This is a genomic window from Variovorax sp. P4_B11 (assembly GCF_056402355.1).
In genome coordinates this window covers 66,629-83,896 of the sequence record NZ_JBFUHO010000026.1, presented here as the reverse complement: position 1 = coordinate 83,896, position 17,268 = coordinate 66,629, and the positions used below count along the sequence as shown (strand labels likewise).

14 protein-coding genes are annotated in these 17,268 nt (G+C 68.2%); 2 read left to right on the top strand and 12 right to left on the bottom strand.

What is annotated here, in order from left to right; genetic code table 11:
* Positions 1-3: 3 nt before the first annotated feature.
* Complete coding sequence (gene dcd / locus AC1DYD_RS22345; protein WP_286371529.1) at positions 4-570, bottom strand: dCTP deaminase; 567 nt, start codon at positions 568-570, stop codon at positions 4-6.
* Positions 571-866: 296 nt separating this feature from the next.
* Positions 867-2,153, bottom strand: coding sequence for a guanine deaminase (gene guaD / locus AC1DYD_RS22340; RefSeq protein ID WP_478174942.1), 1,287 nt, complete (start codon positions 2,151-2,153; stop codon positions 867-869).
* A 188-nt stretch (positions 2,154-2,341) separates the two neighbouring features.
* On the opposite strand from guaD, the gene AC1DYD_RS22335 reads away from it, so the two are divergent.
* Positions 2,342-3,487, top strand: a complete 1,146-nt coding sequence (locus AC1DYD_RS22335; protein ID WP_478174941.1) for a glycosyltransferase family 4 protein — start codon at positions 2,342-2,344, stop codon at positions 3,485-3,487.
* A complete protein-coding gene (locus tag AC1DYD_RS22330; protein ID WP_478174940.1) occupies positions 3,484-4,146 on the top strand; it encodes an acyltransferase in 663 nt (220 codons plus the stop codon). Before AC1DYD_RS22335 ends, AC1DYD_RS22330 begins: the two co-directional genes overlap by 4 nt.
* A 68-nt stretch (positions 4,147-4,214) precedes the next feature.
* On the opposite strand, the gene AC1DYD_RS22325 is transcribed toward AC1DYD_RS22330, so the two are convergent.
* The 10 genes from AC1DYD_RS22325 to xdhB all read right to left on the bottom strand — a co-directional run bounded on the left by AC1DYD_RS22325 (position 4,215) and on the right by xdhB (position 17,262).
* Positions 4,215-5,291, bottom strand: a complete 1,077-nt coding sequence (locus tag AC1DYD_RS22325) for a BMP family ABC transporter substrate-binding protein (RefSeq protein WP_478174939.1) — start codon at positions 5,289-5,291, stop codon at positions 4,215-4,217.
* 107 nt (positions 5,292-5,398) lie between these two features.
* Positions 5,399-6,451, bottom strand: a complete 1,053-nt coding sequence (locus AC1DYD_RS22320; protein WP_478174938.1) for an adenosine deaminase — start codon at positions 6,449-6,451, stop codon at positions 5,399-5,401.
* Positions 6,451-7,443, bottom strand: a complete 993-nt coding sequence (locus AC1DYD_RS22315) for a Rieske 2Fe-2S domain-containing protein (protein WP_478174961.1) — start codon at positions 7,441-7,443, stop codon at positions 6,451-6,453. Before AC1DYD_RS22315 ends, AC1DYD_RS22320 begins: the two co-directional genes overlap by 1 nt.
* 71 nt (positions 7,444-7,514) lie before the next feature.
* Positions 7,515-8,678 (bottom strand): BMP family ABC transporter substrate-binding protein, encoded by a 1,164-nt coding sequence (locus AC1DYD_RS22310; protein ID WP_478174937.1) that lies wholly within the window; start codon positions 8,676-8,678, stop codon positions 7,515-7,517.
* Positions 8,679-8,728: 50 nt separating this feature from the next.
* On the bottom strand, positions 8,729-9,649 hold the full coding sequence (locus AC1DYD_RS22305; protein ID WP_478174960.1) for an ABC transporter permease: 921 nt from the start codon (positions 9,647-9,649) through the stop codon (positions 8,729-8,731).
* Positions 9,649-10,800, bottom strand: coding sequence for an ABC transporter permease (locus AC1DYD_RS22300; RefSeq protein ID WP_478174936.1), 1,152 nt, complete (start codon positions 10,798-10,800; stop codon positions 9,649-9,651). The genes AC1DYD_RS22305 and AC1DYD_RS22300 overlap by 1 nt, the downstream gene beginning before the upstream one ends.
* Entirely contained in the window at positions 10,793-12,334 is a 1,542-nt protein-coding gene (locus tag AC1DYD_RS22295; protein ID WP_478174935.1) for an ABC transporter ATP-binding protein, read from the bottom strand. Before AC1DYD_RS22295 ends, AC1DYD_RS22300 begins: the two co-directional genes overlap by 8 nt.
* A 39-nt stretch (positions 12,335-12,373) precedes the next feature.
* Positions 12,374-13,693: an NCS2 family permease gene (locus tag AC1DYD_RS22290; protein WP_478174959.1), complete on the bottom strand. Its 1,320-nt coding sequence runs from the start codon at positions 13,691-13,693 to the stop codon at positions 12,374-12,376.
* 126 nt (positions 13,694-13,819) lie between these two features.
* Complete coding sequence (locus AC1DYD_RS22285) at positions 13,820-14,773, bottom strand: LysR family transcriptional regulator (protein WP_478174934.1); 954 nt, start codon at positions 14,771-14,773, stop codon at positions 13,820-13,822.
* A 65-nt stretch (positions 14,774-14,838) separates the two neighbouring features.
* Positions 14,839-17,262 carry a xanthine dehydrogenase molybdopterin binding subunit gene (gene xdhB, locus AC1DYD_RS22280; protein WP_478174933.1) on the bottom strand — a complete coding sequence of 808 codons (2,424 nt, stop codon included), beginning with the start codon at positions 17,260-17,262 and terminating at the stop codon, positions 14,839-14,841.
* Positions 17,263-17,268: the final 6 nt, after the last annotated feature.

Genomic DNA, 17,268 nt, shown 5'->3' with positions numbered 1-17,268 from the left:
CTCTCAGGCTTTCGGCAGGGTGACGCCGCGCTGCCCCTGGTACTTGCCGCCGCGGTCCTTGTAGCTCACCTCGCAGACTTCGTCGCTTTCGAAGAACAGCACCTGGGCGCAGCCCTCGCCGGCGTAGATCTTCGCCGGCAGCGGCGTGGTGTTGCTGAACTCGAGCGTGACATAGCCCTCCCATTCGGGCTCGAAGGGCGTGACGTTGACGATGATGCCGCAGCGCGCATAGGTGCTCTTGCCCAGGCAGATGGTCAGCACGTTGCGCGGGATGCGGAAATATTCGACCGTGCGCGCCAGCGCGAAGCTGTTGGGCGGGATGATGCAGCTGTCGCCGTGGAAGTCGACGAAGCTCTTCTCGTCGAAATTCTTCGGGTCGACCACGGTGCTGTGGATGTTGGTGAAGACCTTGAACTCGGGCGCGCAGCGGATGTCGTAGCCGTAGCTCGAGGTGCCGTAGCTGATGATCTTGTGGCCGTCCTGCTCGCGGATCTGGCCCGGCTCGAAGGGCTCGATCATGCCGTTCTTCTCGGCCATGCGCCGGATCCACTTGTCGCTCTTGATGCTCATGTCGGGGTCCTTCCTCGGGGCCGCTATTCTAAGGAGGCGAAAGAGACGCCCAGGCCGGCGCCGGGCCGCCCCAAGGCGGCCTGCRGCCCCCTCGGGGGGCAGCGACCACACGAAGTGAGGGAGCGTGGGGGCCAGGCCGGCGCCGGGCCGCCCCAAGGCGGCCTGCRRCCCCCTCGGGGGGCAGCGACCACACGAAGTGAGGGAGCGTGGGGGCCAGGCCGCCGCCGGGCCGCCCCAAGGCGGCCTGCGACCCCCTCGGGGGGCAGCGACCACACGAAGTGAGGGAGCGTGGGGGCCTACTCCCCCGCCTGCGAGATCACGGTGCGCTCGATCAAGCGGTCGTCGCCCAGCACGATCAGCGAGAACAGCAGTTCCTCGAGGTTGTTCGCCAGCGCGGTCCTGCGCGCCAGCAGGGGCGTGGCCTTCGGGTCGATCACCAGGAAGTCGGCCTCGCAGCCCGGCTGCAGGTTGCCGATGACACCGTCGAGCCCGAGCGCCCTTGCTGCGCCGCCCGTGTGGCGCCACCACAGCTGCGACGGCGGAATGCTGACGCCGGGCTTGGTCTGGCCCTCGCGGCCGACGTAATAGGCCGCCATCATGGTCGCGAAGGGGCTGAAGCTGGTGCCGCCGCCGACGTCGCTGGCCAGCCCGTAGCGGTAGCCGATGCGGTCGGCGCCCTCGAAGTCGAAGAAGCCGCTGCCGAGGAACAGGTTGCTGGTGGGGCTGACGGCCGAAGCGGTGCCGGTGTCGCGCATCAGGCGCCGGTCGTCGTCGTCGAAATGGATGCAGTGGGCATAGACGGCCCGCTCGCGCATCAAGCCGAAGCCGGCATAGACGTCGAGGTAGGAACGGGCCCGCGGAAACAGCTCGCGCGCCCACTTCACCTCGTCCTTGTTCTCGGCGACGTGCGAGTGGATCCAGGTATCAGGGTACTGCGCCGCCAGTTCACCCGCGCCCCGCAGCTGCGCATCGGTGCTGGTGGGGGCGAAGCGCGGGGTGATGGCATAGCCCAGGCGATCCCGGTTGTGCCATTGCCGGATCAGCGCCTCGGTATCGATCAGGCTTTGTTCAGTTTCATCGCGTACACCCTCGGGCGAATGCCGATCCTGCAAGACCTTCCCCGTGATCATGCGCAGCTGCCGCCGTTGCGCCGCCTCGAAGAAGGCCTGCACCGACTGCGGATGGGAGGTGGCGAAGGTCAGGGAGGTGGTGACACCGTTGCGCAGCAGCTCGTCGAGGAACACCTGCGCCACCTCGGCCGCATGGGCCGGGTCGCAGAAGCGGCTCTCGGCCGGAAAGGTGTAGTTCTCGAGCCAGGGCAGCAATCCGTCGGACGGCGAGCCGATGATGTCGGTCTGCGGAAAGTGGATGTGCATGTCGACGAAGCCGGGCGCCAGGATCCGGCCCGGCCAGTGCGTGACCGCCGTGCCGGGATGTCGGGCCGCGACCTCGTCGAAAGCGCCCGCATCCTGCACCCGCTGCCGCCCCTGGGCATCGGGGCCCACCACCAGCAGGCCATCGGTGTCGAAAACCGGCTGGCCGGCGGCGTCGAATCGCAGAAGAGAGGCTCGGTAGGCGTACATGGCCCGGAGATTAAGCCAGCCGCGCCGGTATGCAATGTGCTTGCGCATATGAAGGCTATATGTCACGAACGAACCGACCGCCGCGCGAGTTCCTGTGTCGCCAGCGCCGCCGCTCGAACATAATCCGGCGCACCCCCCCACTTCCGTTGCACGATGACCTCTCGCGACCCCAGGTACGCCAGCCGCCGATGAAAGTGCTTCTCGTCGCGAACTACGAGCCCGACGCCCAGACCAGCATGCTCGCCTTCCGGCGGGTGCTCGAGCGCGAACTGCCGCGCCTCGGCTGCGAGGTCCGCGTGATCGCTCCGCTTCCGCGCATGCAGCGCTTCGCAAGCTCATGGCGCTGGCGCAAGTGGTTCGGCTACGTGGACAAGTTCGTCCTCTTCATCCCTTCGCTGATGCGCCACGCGCGCTGGGCCGACGTGGTGCATGTCACCGACCATTCCAACGCGATGTACATCCCGTGGGTCGACGGCAGGCCCAATGTGGTCGCCTGCCATGACGTGATCGCGGTGCAGGCGGCCCTGGGGATGGTCGAGGGCTGGAAGGTCGGCTGGAGCGGCCGCCTGTTCCAGCGCCTCATCGTGCGCGGGCTGGCGCGCGCCGACGTGATCGCCTGTGCCTCCGACCTGACCCGGCGCGAGCTGCAGGCCCTGGACGTCGCCGAGACCTCGAAGGTGACGATCGCGCGCCACGGGCTCAACGACGACTTCGCGCCCCTGTCGCCCGAGGAGGCGCAGGGCCTGCTGGCGAAACTCGGGCTCTCCGCGCAAGAACCCTACCTGCTGCATGTCGGCCTCGAGTTGCCGCGCAAGAACCGGCGACGGGTGCTCGAGACCTTCATCGCGCTGCGCGAACGGGCCGCCGCGGCCTCCCGGCCGGCCCTGGTCGACCGGCTGGTGTTCATCGGCCCCGGGCTCGGCCCGGAACTGGAGCAACTGGCGCAGAGCCACGGCCTCGCGGATCGCGTCACGACGCTGCAGGGGCTCTCTCACGCCGAGATCCGTGCGGCCTACGCCGGCGCGACGGCCCTGCTCTTCCCTTCGCTGCAGGAAGGCTTCGGCTGGCCGGTCATCGAGGCGCAGGCCTGCGGCTGCCCGGTCTTCGCCTCCGACCTGGCGCCGATGAACGAGATCGGCGGCGATGGCGCGGTCTATGTCGACCCCAAGGATCCCGTGGCGATGGCCGAGGCCATCGAGCGGGCGGCGCCGCACCTGGACGAACTCCGTCGCAAGGGGATCGCCAATGCCGCGCTCTACACGCCGGGCCAGATGGCGGCGGCGAACGTGGCGGCCTACCGGCTGGCGCTCGAGAAGCGGAAGGCGACCCCATGAAGCGGCTGGCGGCGCTCGCGGTCATGTTCCTCCCCTGGGCGCTGAAGCGCCGGGTGCTGCGCCGCTTCTGGGGCTACCAGCTCGCGGACGACGCCCGTATCGGCCTGTCCTACATCTTTCCGGGCCACCTGGTGATGGGGGAAGGCGCCGAAATCGGCCACCTGAACGTCGCCATCCACCTGGAACGGATGGAATGCGGCGCGCATTCGATCATCGGGCGCTCCAACTGGATCACCGGCCACGGCCTGGGGGGCGGGCACTTCGAGCATCGGAACGGGCGCGACCCGGCGCTGCTGCTCGGCGAGCACGCCTCGATCACCAAGTCGCACATCATCGACTGCACCGACAAGGTCGAGATCGGCGCCTTCACCACCATCGCGGGCTATCACTCGCAGTTGATCACGCACGGGATCAACGTGCTCGAAAATCGGCAGGACTGCAAGCCGATCCGCATCGGCGCCTACTGCCTCGTGGGCACGCGCGTCACGGTGCTGGGCGGCGCGGCGCTGCCGGACCGCTCGGTGCTCGGCGCGGGTTCGGTCCTCATCAAGGCCCATACCGAGGAGCACGCGGTGTACGCGGGGCAGCCCGCGGCCAAGGTGAAGAACCTCGACCCCGAGGCGGCCTACTTCCATCGCGAGAGCGGCTTCGTGCACTGAGCCTTTTCGGTCCTCTGGCAGCGACTCGAGGGGCCCCGACACGAAGTGCGGGGCAAGCTGGGGGCGAGCTACTTCCGCACGCCCTCGACCAGCCAGTTCATCTTGAGGATCTGCTCGTCGCTCAGGCTCTGGCCCTTGGCGATGACGACGCGGCCCTCGTTGTCGCGCACATCGGCGGCAACGGCCTGGAACGGCTTCAGCTTGCCGGCGGCGATGTCCTGCTGGCGGGCCATCACCTCGTCCTGCACGGCCCTGGGCACCTTCGAGCCGAAATCGCCGACGCGGACCATGCCTTCCTTGACGCCGCCCCAGACGTTGCCGCTCTTCCAGCTGCCGTCGAGCACGGCGCGGGCGCGCTGCGTGTAGTAGTCGCCCCACTGGTGCGTGACCGCGACGACCTGGGCGTCGGGCGCGACCTTGCGCATGTCGGAGTGATAGGCGATCGCCAGCTTGCCGCGCTCCTGCGCGGCGGCCATCACGGCGGTCGATCCGGTATGGAAGGCGATCACGTCGACGTCCTGGTTGAACAGGGCCATCGCCGCCTCGCGCTCCTTCGGCGGGTCGAACCAGACGTCGAGCCACACCACCAAGACCTGCGCCTTCGGGTTGACCGAACGCATGCCCAGCGCGAACGCGTTGATGCCCTGCAGCACCTCGGGAATCGGAAAGCCCGCCACGTAGCCGGCGACGTTGGTCTTCGTCATCCGGCCGGCCGCGATGCCCGCGAGGTAGCGGCCTTCGTAGTAGCGCGCGTTGGCGGTGGCGACGTTGGGCGTGGTCTTGTAGCCGGTGATCGATTCGAACTTCACGTCGGGAAAATCGCGCGCGACCTTCAGCGTCGGCTCCATGTAGCCGAAGCTCGACGTGAAGATCAGCTTGTTGCCCTGCTGCGCGAGGTCGCGGATCACGCGCTCGGCATCGGCGCCTTCGGCCACGTTCTCGACGTAGGTGGTCTTGACCTTGCTGCCCAGCACGGCCTCGACGGTCTTGCGTCCGTTTTCATGCTGGCGCACCCAGCCGGCATCGGTGACGGGCGCGACGTAGACAAAGCCGATCTTCAGCGGATCGGCCTTCGGCGCGGGTTGGGAGAAAGCTGGGAGAAAGCAACAAGCGGCCGCAAGTGCGGCTGCGAGGTTTTTGTACATGGTAGTCCTCTACATGGCCCCGGAACGAAAAAACGGCGCTGCGGGGCAGCAGCGCCGATGCGTGATTTTACCGGGGCTGCAGTGCCGCGCTGGTGGCGATGCCAATTTCAGGCAAAGGTGTCGAACACGGCGTTGAGCCGGTCGACATAGGCTCGCTTGGCCGCCGCGTCGACGAAACTGCCCTCGAAGCTGTTCGCCGCGAGCTGCCACGCATGCTGCGCCGTGAGGCCGGTGGCTGCGAAGGTCTCGACGAAGTTCTGGTTCATGTAGCCGCCGAAATACGCCGGGTCGTCCGAATTGACGGTGGCGACCAGGCCGGCATCGAGCAGTTCGCGCAGGTTGTGCTGGCGCAGGTCGGGGAACACGCAGAGCTTGAGGTTCGACAGCGGACACACGGTCAGCGGAATGCGGTCCTGCGCCAGCCGCTTCATCAGCGCGGCATCCTTGGTGCTTTGCACGCCGTGGTCGACGCGCTCGACCTTGAGCACGTCGAGCGCGCTCCAGACATAGGCCGGCGGACCTTCCTCGCCCGCATGCGCGACCCGATGGAAGCCCAGTTCGCGGCAGCGCGCGAACACGCGCGCGAACTTCTCGGGCGGATGGCCGAGTTCGCTCGAATCCAGGCCGACGCCGATGAAGCGGTCCCGGAAGGGCAAAGCCTGTTCGAGCGTGGCGAAGGCGGACTCCTCGCTCAGGTGGCGCAGGAAGCACAGGATCAGGGCCGCGTCGACGCCCAGCTTCGCCTTGGCATCGACGCAGGCGCGATGCAGGCCGTCGATCACCGTCTGCATCGCGACGCCGCGCTCGGTGTGCGTCTGCGGGTCGAAGAACATCTCGGTGCGCACGACGTTGTCGGCCGCCGCGCGTTCCAGGTAGGCCCAGGCCATGTCGTAGAAGTCCTGCTCCTTCAGCAACACGCTGGCGCCGGCGTAGTAGATGTCGAGAAAGCTCTGCAGGTTGGTGAAGGCGTAGGCGGCACGCAGTTCTTCCACGCTGGCATAGGGAATGGCGACGCCGTTGCGCTGCGCCAGCGCGAAGATCAGCTCGGGCTCGAGCGACCCTTCGATGTGGATGTGCAGTTCGGCCTTGGGCATGGCGCGCAGCAGCGCGGGCAGGCGGTCGGCGGGGACGTCGCGGACGGTGCGTGGGGGAATGGTCATCAGCAGACTCCGAAGGTGATGCCGCTCATTTTGAGGTGGCGGCGGTAGAGGGACGAGGCCTTGTCGGCCACGGTATGAAGCTCGGCCCGGAGATCGAGCGGCAGCCGCTTGGGGCTTTGCGATTCGAGCACCGGCTTGTCCTGCAGGAAGATTTGGTCCTGGAAGGCGCGCACCGACGCCTCGTCGCGCTCGAAGTCGGAGGTCGCGAAGCGGAACCAGACGCGGCAGCGCTCGGCGTCGATCGGGCAGATGTGGAGCGCGATCGACTCCCGGTAGCCGTCGATGCCGACGCTCGCGGCTTCGGGCACCTTGGTGAGCACCGCCGCATAGGGCGCCGTGACCTCGTAGCTGTATTCGACCTGCGCCGGCGCAGTCGAGTTGACCGTCGACTGCGGCTGCCATGCCTTGCAGCCGGTCGCGCGCAGGCCGTCGGGCGTGGCCTCGACGCGGTAGTCGTCGATCGCGGCCATGTCGCGCGCGCCCAGCCAGCCCTCGTGCACGAAGCCGAAATGCGCCATGTCGAGGAAGTTCTCGACCAGGCGGGGGGCGCTGGTCTCGACGTCGTAGGGGCCGCAGCTGATCTTGCGCATGCGCGGGTCATCCTCGGCCGCGAAGGCGGGCAAGGGCGCATCGCCCTCCCCGTCGAGCCGGACCCACACCAGCCCCTGGGCCTCGACGGCGGCATGCACCGCGGCCCGATGCGTGGCCGGCGGCACGAACCCAGGCAGCGCCGGCACCTGGGTGCAGCGGCCGCCGGCCTCGAAGCGCCAGCCGTGGTAGGGGCATGCCAGCGCCGTTCGGCCCTCGCAGCGGACCAGGCGTCCGAGCGAGAGCTGCGCGCCGCGATGCGGACAACGGTCGGCCCAGGCATGGACGGCGGCGGCATCGTCGCGCCACAACACCAGGTTCGCGCCGAGCAGGCGCACCGCCAGCGGCGCGGCTGCAAGGTCGGCGGCCAGCGCCACCGGATGCCAGAGTTGTCTTTCGATCATCATCGTCAGAGCCGAAATGAAAAAGGGTTGCCCGAGGACAACCCTTCGCACCGGAAATCCGGTTCGTTGCCTTACTTCTTGTCGCCGCCCGGCACCTTGCCTTCGACGCCCTTGACGTAGAAGTTGACGCCGCTCAGGAACTTGTCGTCGGCCACCGCGCCGGCGGCCACCAATTCCTTGCCGTCCTGGTCGACGATCGGGCCCTTCCAGATCGAGAAGCTGCCGTCCTTCAGGCCCTTCTTGACTTCATCGATCTTGGCCTTGGCCTCGGCCGGCACGTCCTCGGCGATCGACACCAGGTCGATGGCGCCTTCCTTCACGCCCCACCAGGTCTGGCCGGTGGTCCACTTGCCGTCCAGCATGTCCTGGGTGGCCTTGGTGTAGTACGGCGTCCAGTTGATGATGGCCGAGGCCAGGTGGGCCTTCGGGCCGTAGGCGGTCATGTCCGAATCCCAGCCGAAGGCGCGCTTGCCCTTTTCCTGGGCGGTCTTCAGCACCGCCGGCGAGTCGGTGTTCTGGAACAGAACGTCGGCGCCGCCGTTGATCAGCGCGGTGGCGGCCTCGGTTTCCTTAGGCGGGCTGAACCATTCGTTGACCCACACCACCTTGGTCGAGATCTTCGGGTTGACCGACTGTGCGCCCAGCGTGAAGCTGTTGATGTTGCGCAGCACTTCGGGGATCGGCACCGAGCCGACCACGCCCAGCGTGTTGCTCTTGGTCATCGAGCCCGCGATGACGCCGGCCATGTAGGCGCCTTCGTAGGTGCGGCTGTCGTAGGTGCGCATGTTCTCGGCCGTCTTGTAGCCGGTGGCATGCTCGAACTTGACGTCCTTGTTGTCGGCCGCGACCTTGAGCATCGGCTCCATGTAGCCGAAGGTGGTGCCGAAGATCAGCTTGTTGCCCTGGCTCACCATGTCGCGGAACACGCGCTCGGCGTCGGCGCTCTCGGGCACGCTCTCGACGAAGGTGGTCTTGATCTTGTCGCCGAATTCCTTCTCGATCGCCTTGCGGGCGTTGTCGTGCGCGAAGGTCCAGCCGCCGTCGCCGACCGGGCCGACATAGGCGAAGGCGATGTTCAGCGGTGCCGCGGGTGCGGGTGCAGCGGCGCTCGGGGCCGCGGGCGCGGCGGCCGGTGCAGCGGCTTCTTCCTTCTTGCCGCAGCCGATGAGGGCGGCCGAAGCGACCGCGGTCAGGGCAGCCAGCTTGAGCAGGGAACGCTTGTTCAGGTCATTCATTGTTCGAATCCTCGAAGGAAGGGTTGGCGGAGAAACAAAAGGAAACTCGATTATGAGCCGGGGTAGAAGGGTTTCCCAATCGAGGCCGGCATGTTGACACGGATAAACGCCGGGTTGCGCGAGATCAGGGCCAGCACCACGATCGGCGCGATGTAGGTCAGCATGCTCAGGAACTGGCTCGGGATGTTGACCCCCGTGCTCTGCAGGTGGAAGCCCAGCATCGAGACGCCGCCGAACAGGTAGGCGCCGAGCAGCACCCGCACCGGCCGCCAGGTCGCGAAGGTGGTCAGCGCGAGCGCGATCCAGCCCCGGCCGGCGACCATGCCCTCGACCCACAGCGGCGTGTAGACCGTCGACAGGTAGGCGCCCGCCAGCCCGCACAAGGCACCGCCGACGATCACCGCCAGGAAGCGGATGCGGCGCACCGGGTAGCCCAGCGCATGCGAGGACTCGGGCGATTCGCCGACCGAGCGCAGCACCAGCCCGGCGCGCGTGCGATAGAGGAACCAGATCAGGCCGATGGTCAGCAACACGGCGAAATACACCATCGGATGGTGGCGGAACAGGGCCGGGCCCACCAGCGGGATGTCGCCCAGTACCGGCAGCGCGTAGGACACGCTCTCGGGCAGCTTGGCCTGCACGAAGTTGATGCCCGCGAAGGCCGAGAAGCCGACCCCGAACAGGCTCAGCGCCAGCCCGGTCGCGTACTGGTTGGTGTTGAGCCAGATCACCAGCACGCCGAAGAAGGCCGACAGCAGCGCCCCGGCTGCCATTCCGGCCAGGAAGCCCAACCAGGTGTTGTGTGTGACCACCACCGTGGCGAAGCCGGCGATGGCGGCGCACAACATGATGCCCTCGGCGCCGAGGTTCACGATGCCGGCCTTCTCGTTGATCAGCAGGCCCAGCGCGGCGATGGCCAGGACCGTGCCCGCGCTGAGCGTGGAGCCGAGCAGGAGTGCGTAGCTTTCCATCATGCGGCTCCTTCGGTGGGGCGAGCCACCGGTGCGGTCAAGGGTGTGCTGGCTTGCAGCGATCCCGTCCCCTCGGTCGAGGCGACGGGCCTGACCGTCGACTTGCGCTTGATCCGGTAGGCGATCAGCGTGTCGCAGGCCAGCAGCGTGAACAGCAGCAGGCCCTGGAACACGCCGGTCAGCGATTTCGGCAGCCCGAGGCGCGACTGGGCGAGTTCGCCGCCGATGTAGAACATGCTCATGAGAATGGCGGAGAAGATCATGCCGACCGGATGCAGCCGGCCGACGAAGGCCACGATGATCGCCGCGAAGCCGTAGCCCGCCGGCACATAGGGCGTGAGTTGGCCGATCGGGCCGGCCACTTCGAGCGCGCCCGCCAGGCCGGCTGCGCCGCCCGAGGTGAGCAGCGCGATCCAGACCGCGCGCCGGGCCGAGAAGCCGGCATAGCGCGCCGCCGCCGGCGCCAGCCCGCCGACCTGCTGCGCGAAGCCAGCCCGGGTGCGGAACAGGAACACCCACAGCGCAGCCGAGCCGGCCAGCGCGATCAAGAGGCCGATGCTCACGCGCGAGCCCTTCATGAGGCGCGGGATCTGGGTCACCGCGTCGAAGGTCTTGGTCTGCGGGAAGTTGTAGCCCTGCGGGTCCTTCCAGGGCCCGTAGACCATGTAGCCCAGCAGCAGCACTGCCACGTAGACCAGCATCAGGCTCACGAGAATCTCGCTGGCGTTGAACTTGTCGCGCAGGAAGGCCACGATGGCGGCCCAGAACATGCCGCCCAGGATGCCCGCGACCAGGATCGGGACCACGATCCAGCCGCCGGTGGATTTGTCCGCCAGCAAGGCGACCCCGCCGGCCGCGAGAGCGCCGAACACGAATTGTCCTTCGGCGCCGATGTTCCAGACGTTGGAGCGGAAGCACACCGCGAGGCCGAGCGCGATGATCAGCAGCGGCGTCGCCTTGACCATCAGCTCGCCCAGCGCATAGCTGCTCTTGATCGGCTCCCAGAAGAAGACCGCCAGGCCCTTGACCGGGTCCTTGCCGAGCAGGGCGAACAGCACCATGCCGATCAGCACGGTGACCAGCAAGGCAAGGATCGGCGAGCCATAGCTCCAGAAGCGGGAGAGCTGCGGGCGGGGTTCGAGCTTAAGCATGGGCCACCTCCGAGGATGACTTCGCGGCGTGTTGCGGGGCGTCCCAGAGGCCGCTCATCCACTCGCCGATCTGCGGCACCGTGGCGGCGGCGCGATCGATCGAGGGCGACAGGCGGCCCTTGGCGATGACGTGCAGGCGGTCGCAGATCTCGAACAGTTCGTCGAGTTCCTCACTGACCACCAGCACGGCGCAACCGGCGTCGCGCAGCGCCAGGATCTCGCCGCGGATCAGGGCCGCGGCGCCGACGTCGACGCCCCAGGTCGGCTGCGAGACGATGAAGATCTTCGGGTCGGCGTCGATCTCGCGGCCGACGATGAACTTCTGCAGGTTGCCGCCCGAGAGCGAGCGCGCCGCCGCGTTCGGCCCGCCGGCCTTGACGTTGAAGCGGTTGATGATGGCGCTCGCGTGCTGCTGCAGCGCGCCGGTGCGGATCCAGCCGCCGCGGCCGACCGCGTTGCTGCGCGTCAGCAGCATGTTCTGCGCCAGTCCCAGCGTGGGCACCGCACCGCGGCCCAGCCGCTCCTCGGGCACGAAATGCAGCCCCAGCGCGCGCCGCCGGCGCGGCCTGAAATGGGCCGCGGGCTGGCCGAAGACCTCGATCATGCGGGCCTCGGCCCGGGTGTCCTCGCCCGACAAGGCGTAGAGCAGTTCCTTCTGGCCGTTGCCCGAGACACCGGCGATGCCGACCACCTCGCCGGCCCGCACGTCGAGCGAGATGCCGTCGAGGTCGACCCCGAACTGGTCCTCGCGCGCCAGGCTCAGGCCCTTGACCCGCAAGGCCACGCCGCCGACCTTCACCGGACGGTGCTGCAGCGGCGGCGGCTCGGCGCCGATCATCAGCCGCGACAGCGATTCGTTGGATTCATTCTGCGGGTTGCAGACACCCGTGACCTTGCCGCCGCGCAGCACGGTGCAGGCGGTGCACAGCTCGCGGATCTCATGCAGCTTGTGGCTGATGTAGAGGATGCTGCAGCCCTCGGATGCCAGCTTCTTGAGCACCACGAACAGCTTCTGGACCGCCTGCGGCGTCAGCACCGAGGTCGGTTCGTCGAGGATCAGCAGCTTGGGGTCGGTCAGCAGCGCGCGGATGATCTCGACCCGCTGCATCTCGCCGACCGACAGCGTGTGGACCGGCCGCGCGGGGTCGATGTCCAGCCCGTATTCGGCCGCCTTGGACTCGACCCGGCGCGCCACCTCGGCCAGCGCCAGGCTCTTTTCGAGCCCGAGCCAGACGTTCTCGGCCACGGTCAGGGTGTCGAACAGGCTGAAGTGCTGGAACACCATGCTGATGCCGAGCGCCCGCGCCTCCTGCGGGTTGCGCACGTTGGCAGGCTGGCCGTTGAACATGACGCTGCCTTCATCGGGCTTCACGGAGCCGTAGATGATCTTCATGAGCGTCGATTTACCGGCGCCGTTCTCGCCGAGGACCGCGTGGGTCTCGCCGGGTTCGACCGTCAGCGAGACGTCGCTGTTGGCGACCACCGCGGGATAGCGCTTCGTGATGTGCGCGAGCTGGAGTCTGTGGATCGTCATGCCTGTGCCTGGCCTTTGGGTTTTAGCGACGCATTGTCGTCAGTGTCCGCCGATATAGATGAACTTGAACAGGAAAACGCCGCCGATCAGCCACACCATCCAGTGCACCTGCCGTGCCTGGCCGGTGAACAGCTTCAGCACCGCGTAGGTGATGAAGCCGAAGGCCAGGCCGTTGGCGATCGAATAGGTGAAGGGCATGGCCAGCGCCGTGACCGCCGCCGGGATCACCTCGGTCGTCTCGTCCCAATCGAGTTCGGTCAGTTCCCTAAGCATCAAACAGGCCACGAAGAAGAGCGCGGGCGCCGTGGCATAGGCCGGCACCGCGCCGGCCAGCGGCGAGATCACCAGGGCCGCCAGGAACAGGACCGCCACCGTCAGCGCCGTGAGGCCGGTGCGCCCGCCCGCCTGCACCCCGGCCGCGCTTTCCACATAGGCGGTGGTGCTGGAGGTGCCGAGCAGCGAGCCCGCGAAGATCGCGCCGCTGTCGGCCAGCAGCGCCTTGTTGAGCCGGTCCATCTTGGCCGGTACCAGCAGGCCGGCGCGGCGCGCCACGCCCATGAGGGTGCCGGTGGCGTCGAACAGCTCGACCAGGAAGAACACCAGGATCACGTTGAGGATGCCGCCCGAGAGCGCGGACTTGATGTCCAGCTGCAGGAAGGTCGGCGCGATCGACGGCGGCGGCGCGAAGACGCCATGGAACACGTTGCCGCCGAAGAAGAAGGACAGCACGGTCACCGCGATGATGCCGATCAGGATCGCGCCCGGCACCTTCAGCCGGTCGAGCACCACGATCAGGAAGAAGCCCAGCGTCGCCAGCACCACCTGGGGCGTGTGCAGGTCGCCGAGCGTGATGTAGGTGGCCTTCGAGGGCGCCACGATGCCGGCGCTCTTGAGCGCGATGATCGCCAGGAACAGCCCGATGCCGACCGTGATCGCGATCCGGATCGAATGCGGGATGCCCCGGATGATCAGCTCGCGCAGCTTGAACACCGTGACCAGCAGGAACAGGCAGCCCGAGACGAACACCGCGCCCAGCGCCGCCTGCCAGGTGAAGCCCATCTGGCCGACCACCACGTAGGCGAAGTAGGCGTTCAGGCCCATGCCCGGCGCCAGCGCGATCGGGTAGTTGGCGTACAGCGCCATGATGCCGGTGCCCAGGGCGGCGATCAGGCACGTGGCGACGAACACGGCGTCCTTCGGCATGCCCGCGTCGCCGAGGATCGACGGGTTGACGAAGATGATGTAGGCCATCGTCAGGAAGGTGGTGAGGCCCGCCACCAGCTCGGTGCGCACCGTGGTGCCGTGCTCGCTGAGCTTGAATATCCGCTCGGCCCAGCCGCCCGCGGCAGGCCGCGGCATGAGGGCGCGCTCATCGAGCTCGAGCACTTGTTCTGTCCGGTTCATCGCTGTTGTCTCCATCTCGTTTCTTGGGGTCCGTGGCGTTCCTGTCCGTGTCGCGACGCCGGCGCGAAATCTCGAATCGGTCTATTCGGGCGCCGGCGCGCCGGGGGGCGGCCGCAGCGACGCCGCCACCGCCTTGGTCCGCTCGCGCAGCCAGCGCGCCGAGCTCGACGAATGGGTGCGCTCGTGCCACAGCTGGTAGTACATGAGGCGCGGCAGCGGCACCGGGCAGTCGAGGATCGCGACCGGCAGCCGGTTGACGAAGCGCTCGCAGTACTGGCGGCCCGTGGTGAGCACCAGCAGGCTCGACGCGACCATGTCGGGGATCAGCCCGAAGTGGGCGCAGCGCGCCATGATGTTGCGCTGCCGGCCCATCTCGTCGAGCATCTGGTCGATGATCCCGCGCGCGCCCGGATGCAGCGGCGTCGGCGCGATGTGCTCGGCCGCGAGCCAGCTCTCGAGGTCCCAGCCGCGGCGCACCGCCGGATGGTCCTTGCTGACCAGGGAGACGATCTCGTCGCCGAAGAGGCGTGCCATGTGCAGGTCTTCCGGCGGCTTGAGCCAGTTGCCGATCACCAGGTCGACCTGCCCGAGCGACAGGTGCGCGTGGTAGTCCGTGTCGGAGGACAGCGGATGGATCTCGATGTGGCACAGCGGCGCCTGGCTCTTGATCTGCGCCACCAGCATCGGCAGGAACTGCGGGTCCATGTAGTCGCTGGCGGCGATCCGGAAGGTGGTGGCCGCGGTCTGCGGATCGAAGCCGCGGGCGTCGCTGAACAGGACCTCGGCCGAGCGCAGGATGGCGGCCGCCGGCTCGATCATGCGCAGCCCGGCATCGGTCGGCACCATGCCCGAGCCCGAGCGCACCAGCAGCGGATCGCCCGAGAGCTCTCGCAGCCGCTTCAGGGCGGCCGAGACGGCGGGCTGGTACATCCCCAATCGGATGGCGGCTCGCGAGACGCTGCGGTCGGTCAGCACGGTGTGAAGAACCCTGATGAGATGAAGATCGATCTTGTCGAGAAGCGCCTGGTCTCTCATGTCTGCCCGCCATGGTCTGGAATGTGCGGGCAGTTATACAGCGCGGCAATCACATGAAAAGGCCCTCAGGCGCCGGCCTGCACCGCGGTGATCGCGTTCAGGATCGCCTCGCTGGTGGCCGGCGCCCGCAGCGGCGGGTCGACCTTGTGGTCGCCGGCCGCCGACACCGCGTCGCGGATCGCGAAGAAGACCGAGAACGGCAGCAAGAGCGGCGGCTCGCCGACCGCCTTGCTGCGGTGGATCGAGTCCTCGACGTTCTGGCCCTCGAACAGCCGCACGTTGAACACCGGCGGGCAGTCGTTGGCGGTCGGGATCTTGTAGGTGCTGGGCGCATGCGTGGTCAGCAGGCCGGTCTTGGGGTGCCAGACCAGCTCTTCGGTGGTGAGCCAGCCCATGCCCTGGATGAAGGCGCCCTCGACCTGGCCGATGTCGACCGCCGGGTTCAGCGACTTGCCGGCATCGTGCAGGATGTCGGCGCGCAGCAGCTTCCACTCGCCGGTCAGCGTGTCGACGACCACCTCGCTCACGGCCGCGCCGTAGGCGAAGTAATAGAACGGCCGGCCGAACATCCGGTCCTTGTCCCAGGAAAGGCCCGGCGTGGCATAGAAGCCGTCGGACCAGAGCTGCACGCGGTCGAGGTAGGCCTCGCCGACCACCGTGCCGAAGGGCAGCGTGCGGCCGTTGACCTCGACCTTGTCGTTGGCGAAGCGCACCTGCGAAGCGTCGCCGCCGTGGCGCGCCGCGGCGCAGGCGGCCAGCCGCTCGCGAATCTGGCGCGCCGCGTCCTGCGCCGCCTTGCCGTTGAGGTCGGCGCCGGTCGAGGCGGCGGTGGCCGAGGTGTTGGCCACCTTCTGGGTGTCGGTGGCCGTGACCCGCACGCTCTCGAAGCTGACGCCGAGCTCGTGCGCCACCACCTGCGCCACCTTGGTGTTGAGGCCCTGCCCCATCTCGGTGCCGCCGTGGTTCACGAGGATCGAGCCGTCGGTGTAGACATGGACCAGCGCGCCGGCCTGGTTGAAGTGCTTGACGTTGAACGAGATGCCGAACTTGAGCGGGGCCAGCGCGATGCCGCGCTTGAGCACCGGGCTCCTCGCATTGAAGGCCGCGATCTCCCCGCGCCGCGCGCGGTAGCCGCTGCTGGCCTCCAGATCGGCCACCAGCTCATGGATGATGTTGTCGCTGACCGTCTGGCCGTAGGGCGTGACGTTGTTCTCGCCCTTGCCGTAGAAGTTGATGCGCCGGACGTCGAGCGGGTCGCGGCCGAGTTCGCGCGCCACGCTGTCGAGGATGTTCTCGATCGCGATCGCGCCCTGGGGCCCGCCGAAGCCGCGGAAGGCGGTGTTGCTCTGCGTGTGGGTCTTGCCCGAGTAGCCGTGCATGGCGACGTCGGGCAGCCAGTAGGCATTGTCGAAATGGCACAGCGCGCGCGTCATCACGGGGCCGGACAGGTCGGCCGAGTGGCCGGCGCGCGAGACCATCGAGATCTCGGCGCCGAGGATGCGGCCCTCGTCGTCGTAGCCGACCTCGTATTCGTACCAGAAGCAGTGGCGCCGGCCGGTGATCATGAAGTCGTCGTCGCGGTCCAGCCGCAGCTTGACCGGGCGCTGCAGCCTCGCTGCAGCGATCGACGCCACGCAGGCGAACAGCGCCGACTGCGATTCCTTGCCGCCGAAGCCGCCGCCCATGCGCCGGCACTCGACGTGCACCTCGTTCGCCTGCAGGTGCAGGGCATGCGCCACCAGGTGCTGCATCTCGCTCGGATGCTGGGTCGAGCAATGGACATGCAGCGCGCCGCCCTCCTTCGGGATCGCGTAGCTGATCTGGCCTTCGAGGTAGAACTGCTCCTGGCCGCCGACATCCAGCTCCGCCTTCAGGCGATGCGGCGCCTTGGCGATCGCGGCCTGGGCGCCGCCCTCGTTCGTGCTGCGCACTAGGTGCATCGGCGGCACGACGTACTGGCCCCTGGCGTGCGCGTCCTGCGGGGTCAGCACCGGCGGCTCGGCCTCGATGTCGAGCGCGTCCCTGGCGCCGGCCGCGGCACGGCGGGCGGCGTCGCGCGTCTCGGCGATCACCGCGAACACCGGCTGGCCCAGGTAGCGGATGTCGCCGCTGCAGAGGATCGGGTCGTCGTGGACGATCGAGCCGCAGTCGTTGCTGCCCGGGATATCGGCCGCCGTGAGCACGGCGACCACGCCCGGCATCGCGCGGATCGCGTCCAGCCGGAGGCCCTTGAGCCGGCCATTGGCCACCGGCGACAGGCCCAGCGCGCAGTGCAGCGTGCCGGCGAGCTCGGGAATGTCGTCGATGTAGGTGGCTTCGCCGGCCACGTGCAACGCGGCCGACTCGTGCGGCCGGCTGATGCCGACGCGGGCGCCGCCGTCGTGCGCCTCGGCCTCGGCCTTGGCGTCGATGCGCGCGGCGGCATTGGTGAGGTAGTCGGCGAAGGCCTCGGCCGACTGGAACAGGCTGGGATCAAGAGGTTTGTTCATGTCAAT

Coding starts and splice junctions, on each gene's coding strand:
- AC1DYD_RS22310 (WP_478174937.1), bottom strand. CDS start 8,678: ATGAATGACCTGAACAAGCGTTCCCTGCTCAAGCTGGCTGCCCTGACC.
- xdhB (WP_478174933.1), bottom strand. CDS start 17,262: ATGAACAAACCTCTTGATCCCAGCCTGTTCCAGTCGGCCGAGGCCTTC.
- AC1DYD_RS22335 (WP_478174941.1), top strand. CDS start 2,342: ATGAAAGTGCTTCTCGTCGCGAACTACGAGCCCGACGCCCAGACCAGC.
- AC1DYD_RS22285 (WP_478174934.1), bottom strand. CDS start 14,773: ATGAGAGACCAGGCGCTTCTCGACAAGATCGATCTTCATCTCATCAGG.
- AC1DYD_RS22290 (WP_478174959.1), bottom strand. CDS start 13,693: ATGCCGCGGCCTGCCGCGGGCGGCTGGGCCGAGCGGATATTCAAGCTC.
- AC1DYD_RS22330 (WP_478174940.1), top strand. CDS start 3,484: ATGAAGCGGCTGGCGGCGCTCGCGGTCATGTTCCTCCCCTGGGCGCTG.
- AC1DYD_RS22325 (WP_478174939.1), bottom strand. CDS start 5,291: ATGTACAAAAACCTCGCAGCCGCACTTGCGGCCGCTTGTTGCTTTCTC.
- dcd (WP_286371529.1), bottom strand. CDS start 570: ATGAGCATCAAGAGCGACAAGTGGATCCGGCGCATGGCCGAGAAGAAC.
- AC1DYD_RS22305 (WP_478174960.1), bottom strand. CDS start 9,649: ATGGAAAGCTACGCACTCCTGCTCGGCTCCACGCTCAGCGCGGGCACG.
- AC1DYD_RS22300 (WP_478174936.1), bottom strand. CDS start 10,800: ATGCTTAAGCTCGAACCCCGCCCGCAGCTCTCCCGCTTCTGGAGCTAT.
- AC1DYD_RS22320 (WP_478174938.1), bottom strand. CDS start 6,451: ATGACCATTCCCCCACGCACCGTCCGCGACGTCCCCGCCGACCGCCTG.
- AC1DYD_RS22315 (WP_478174961.1), bottom strand. CDS start 7,443: ATGATCGAAAGACAACTCTGGCATCCGGTGGCGCTGGCCGCCGACCTT.
- AC1DYD_RS22295 (WP_478174935.1), bottom strand. CDS start 12,334: ATGACGATCCACAGACTCCAGCTCGCGCACATCACGAAGCGCTATCCC.
- guaD (WP_478174942.1), bottom strand. CDS start 2,153: ATGTACGCCTACCGAGCCTCTCTTCTGCGATTCGACGCCGCCGGCCAG.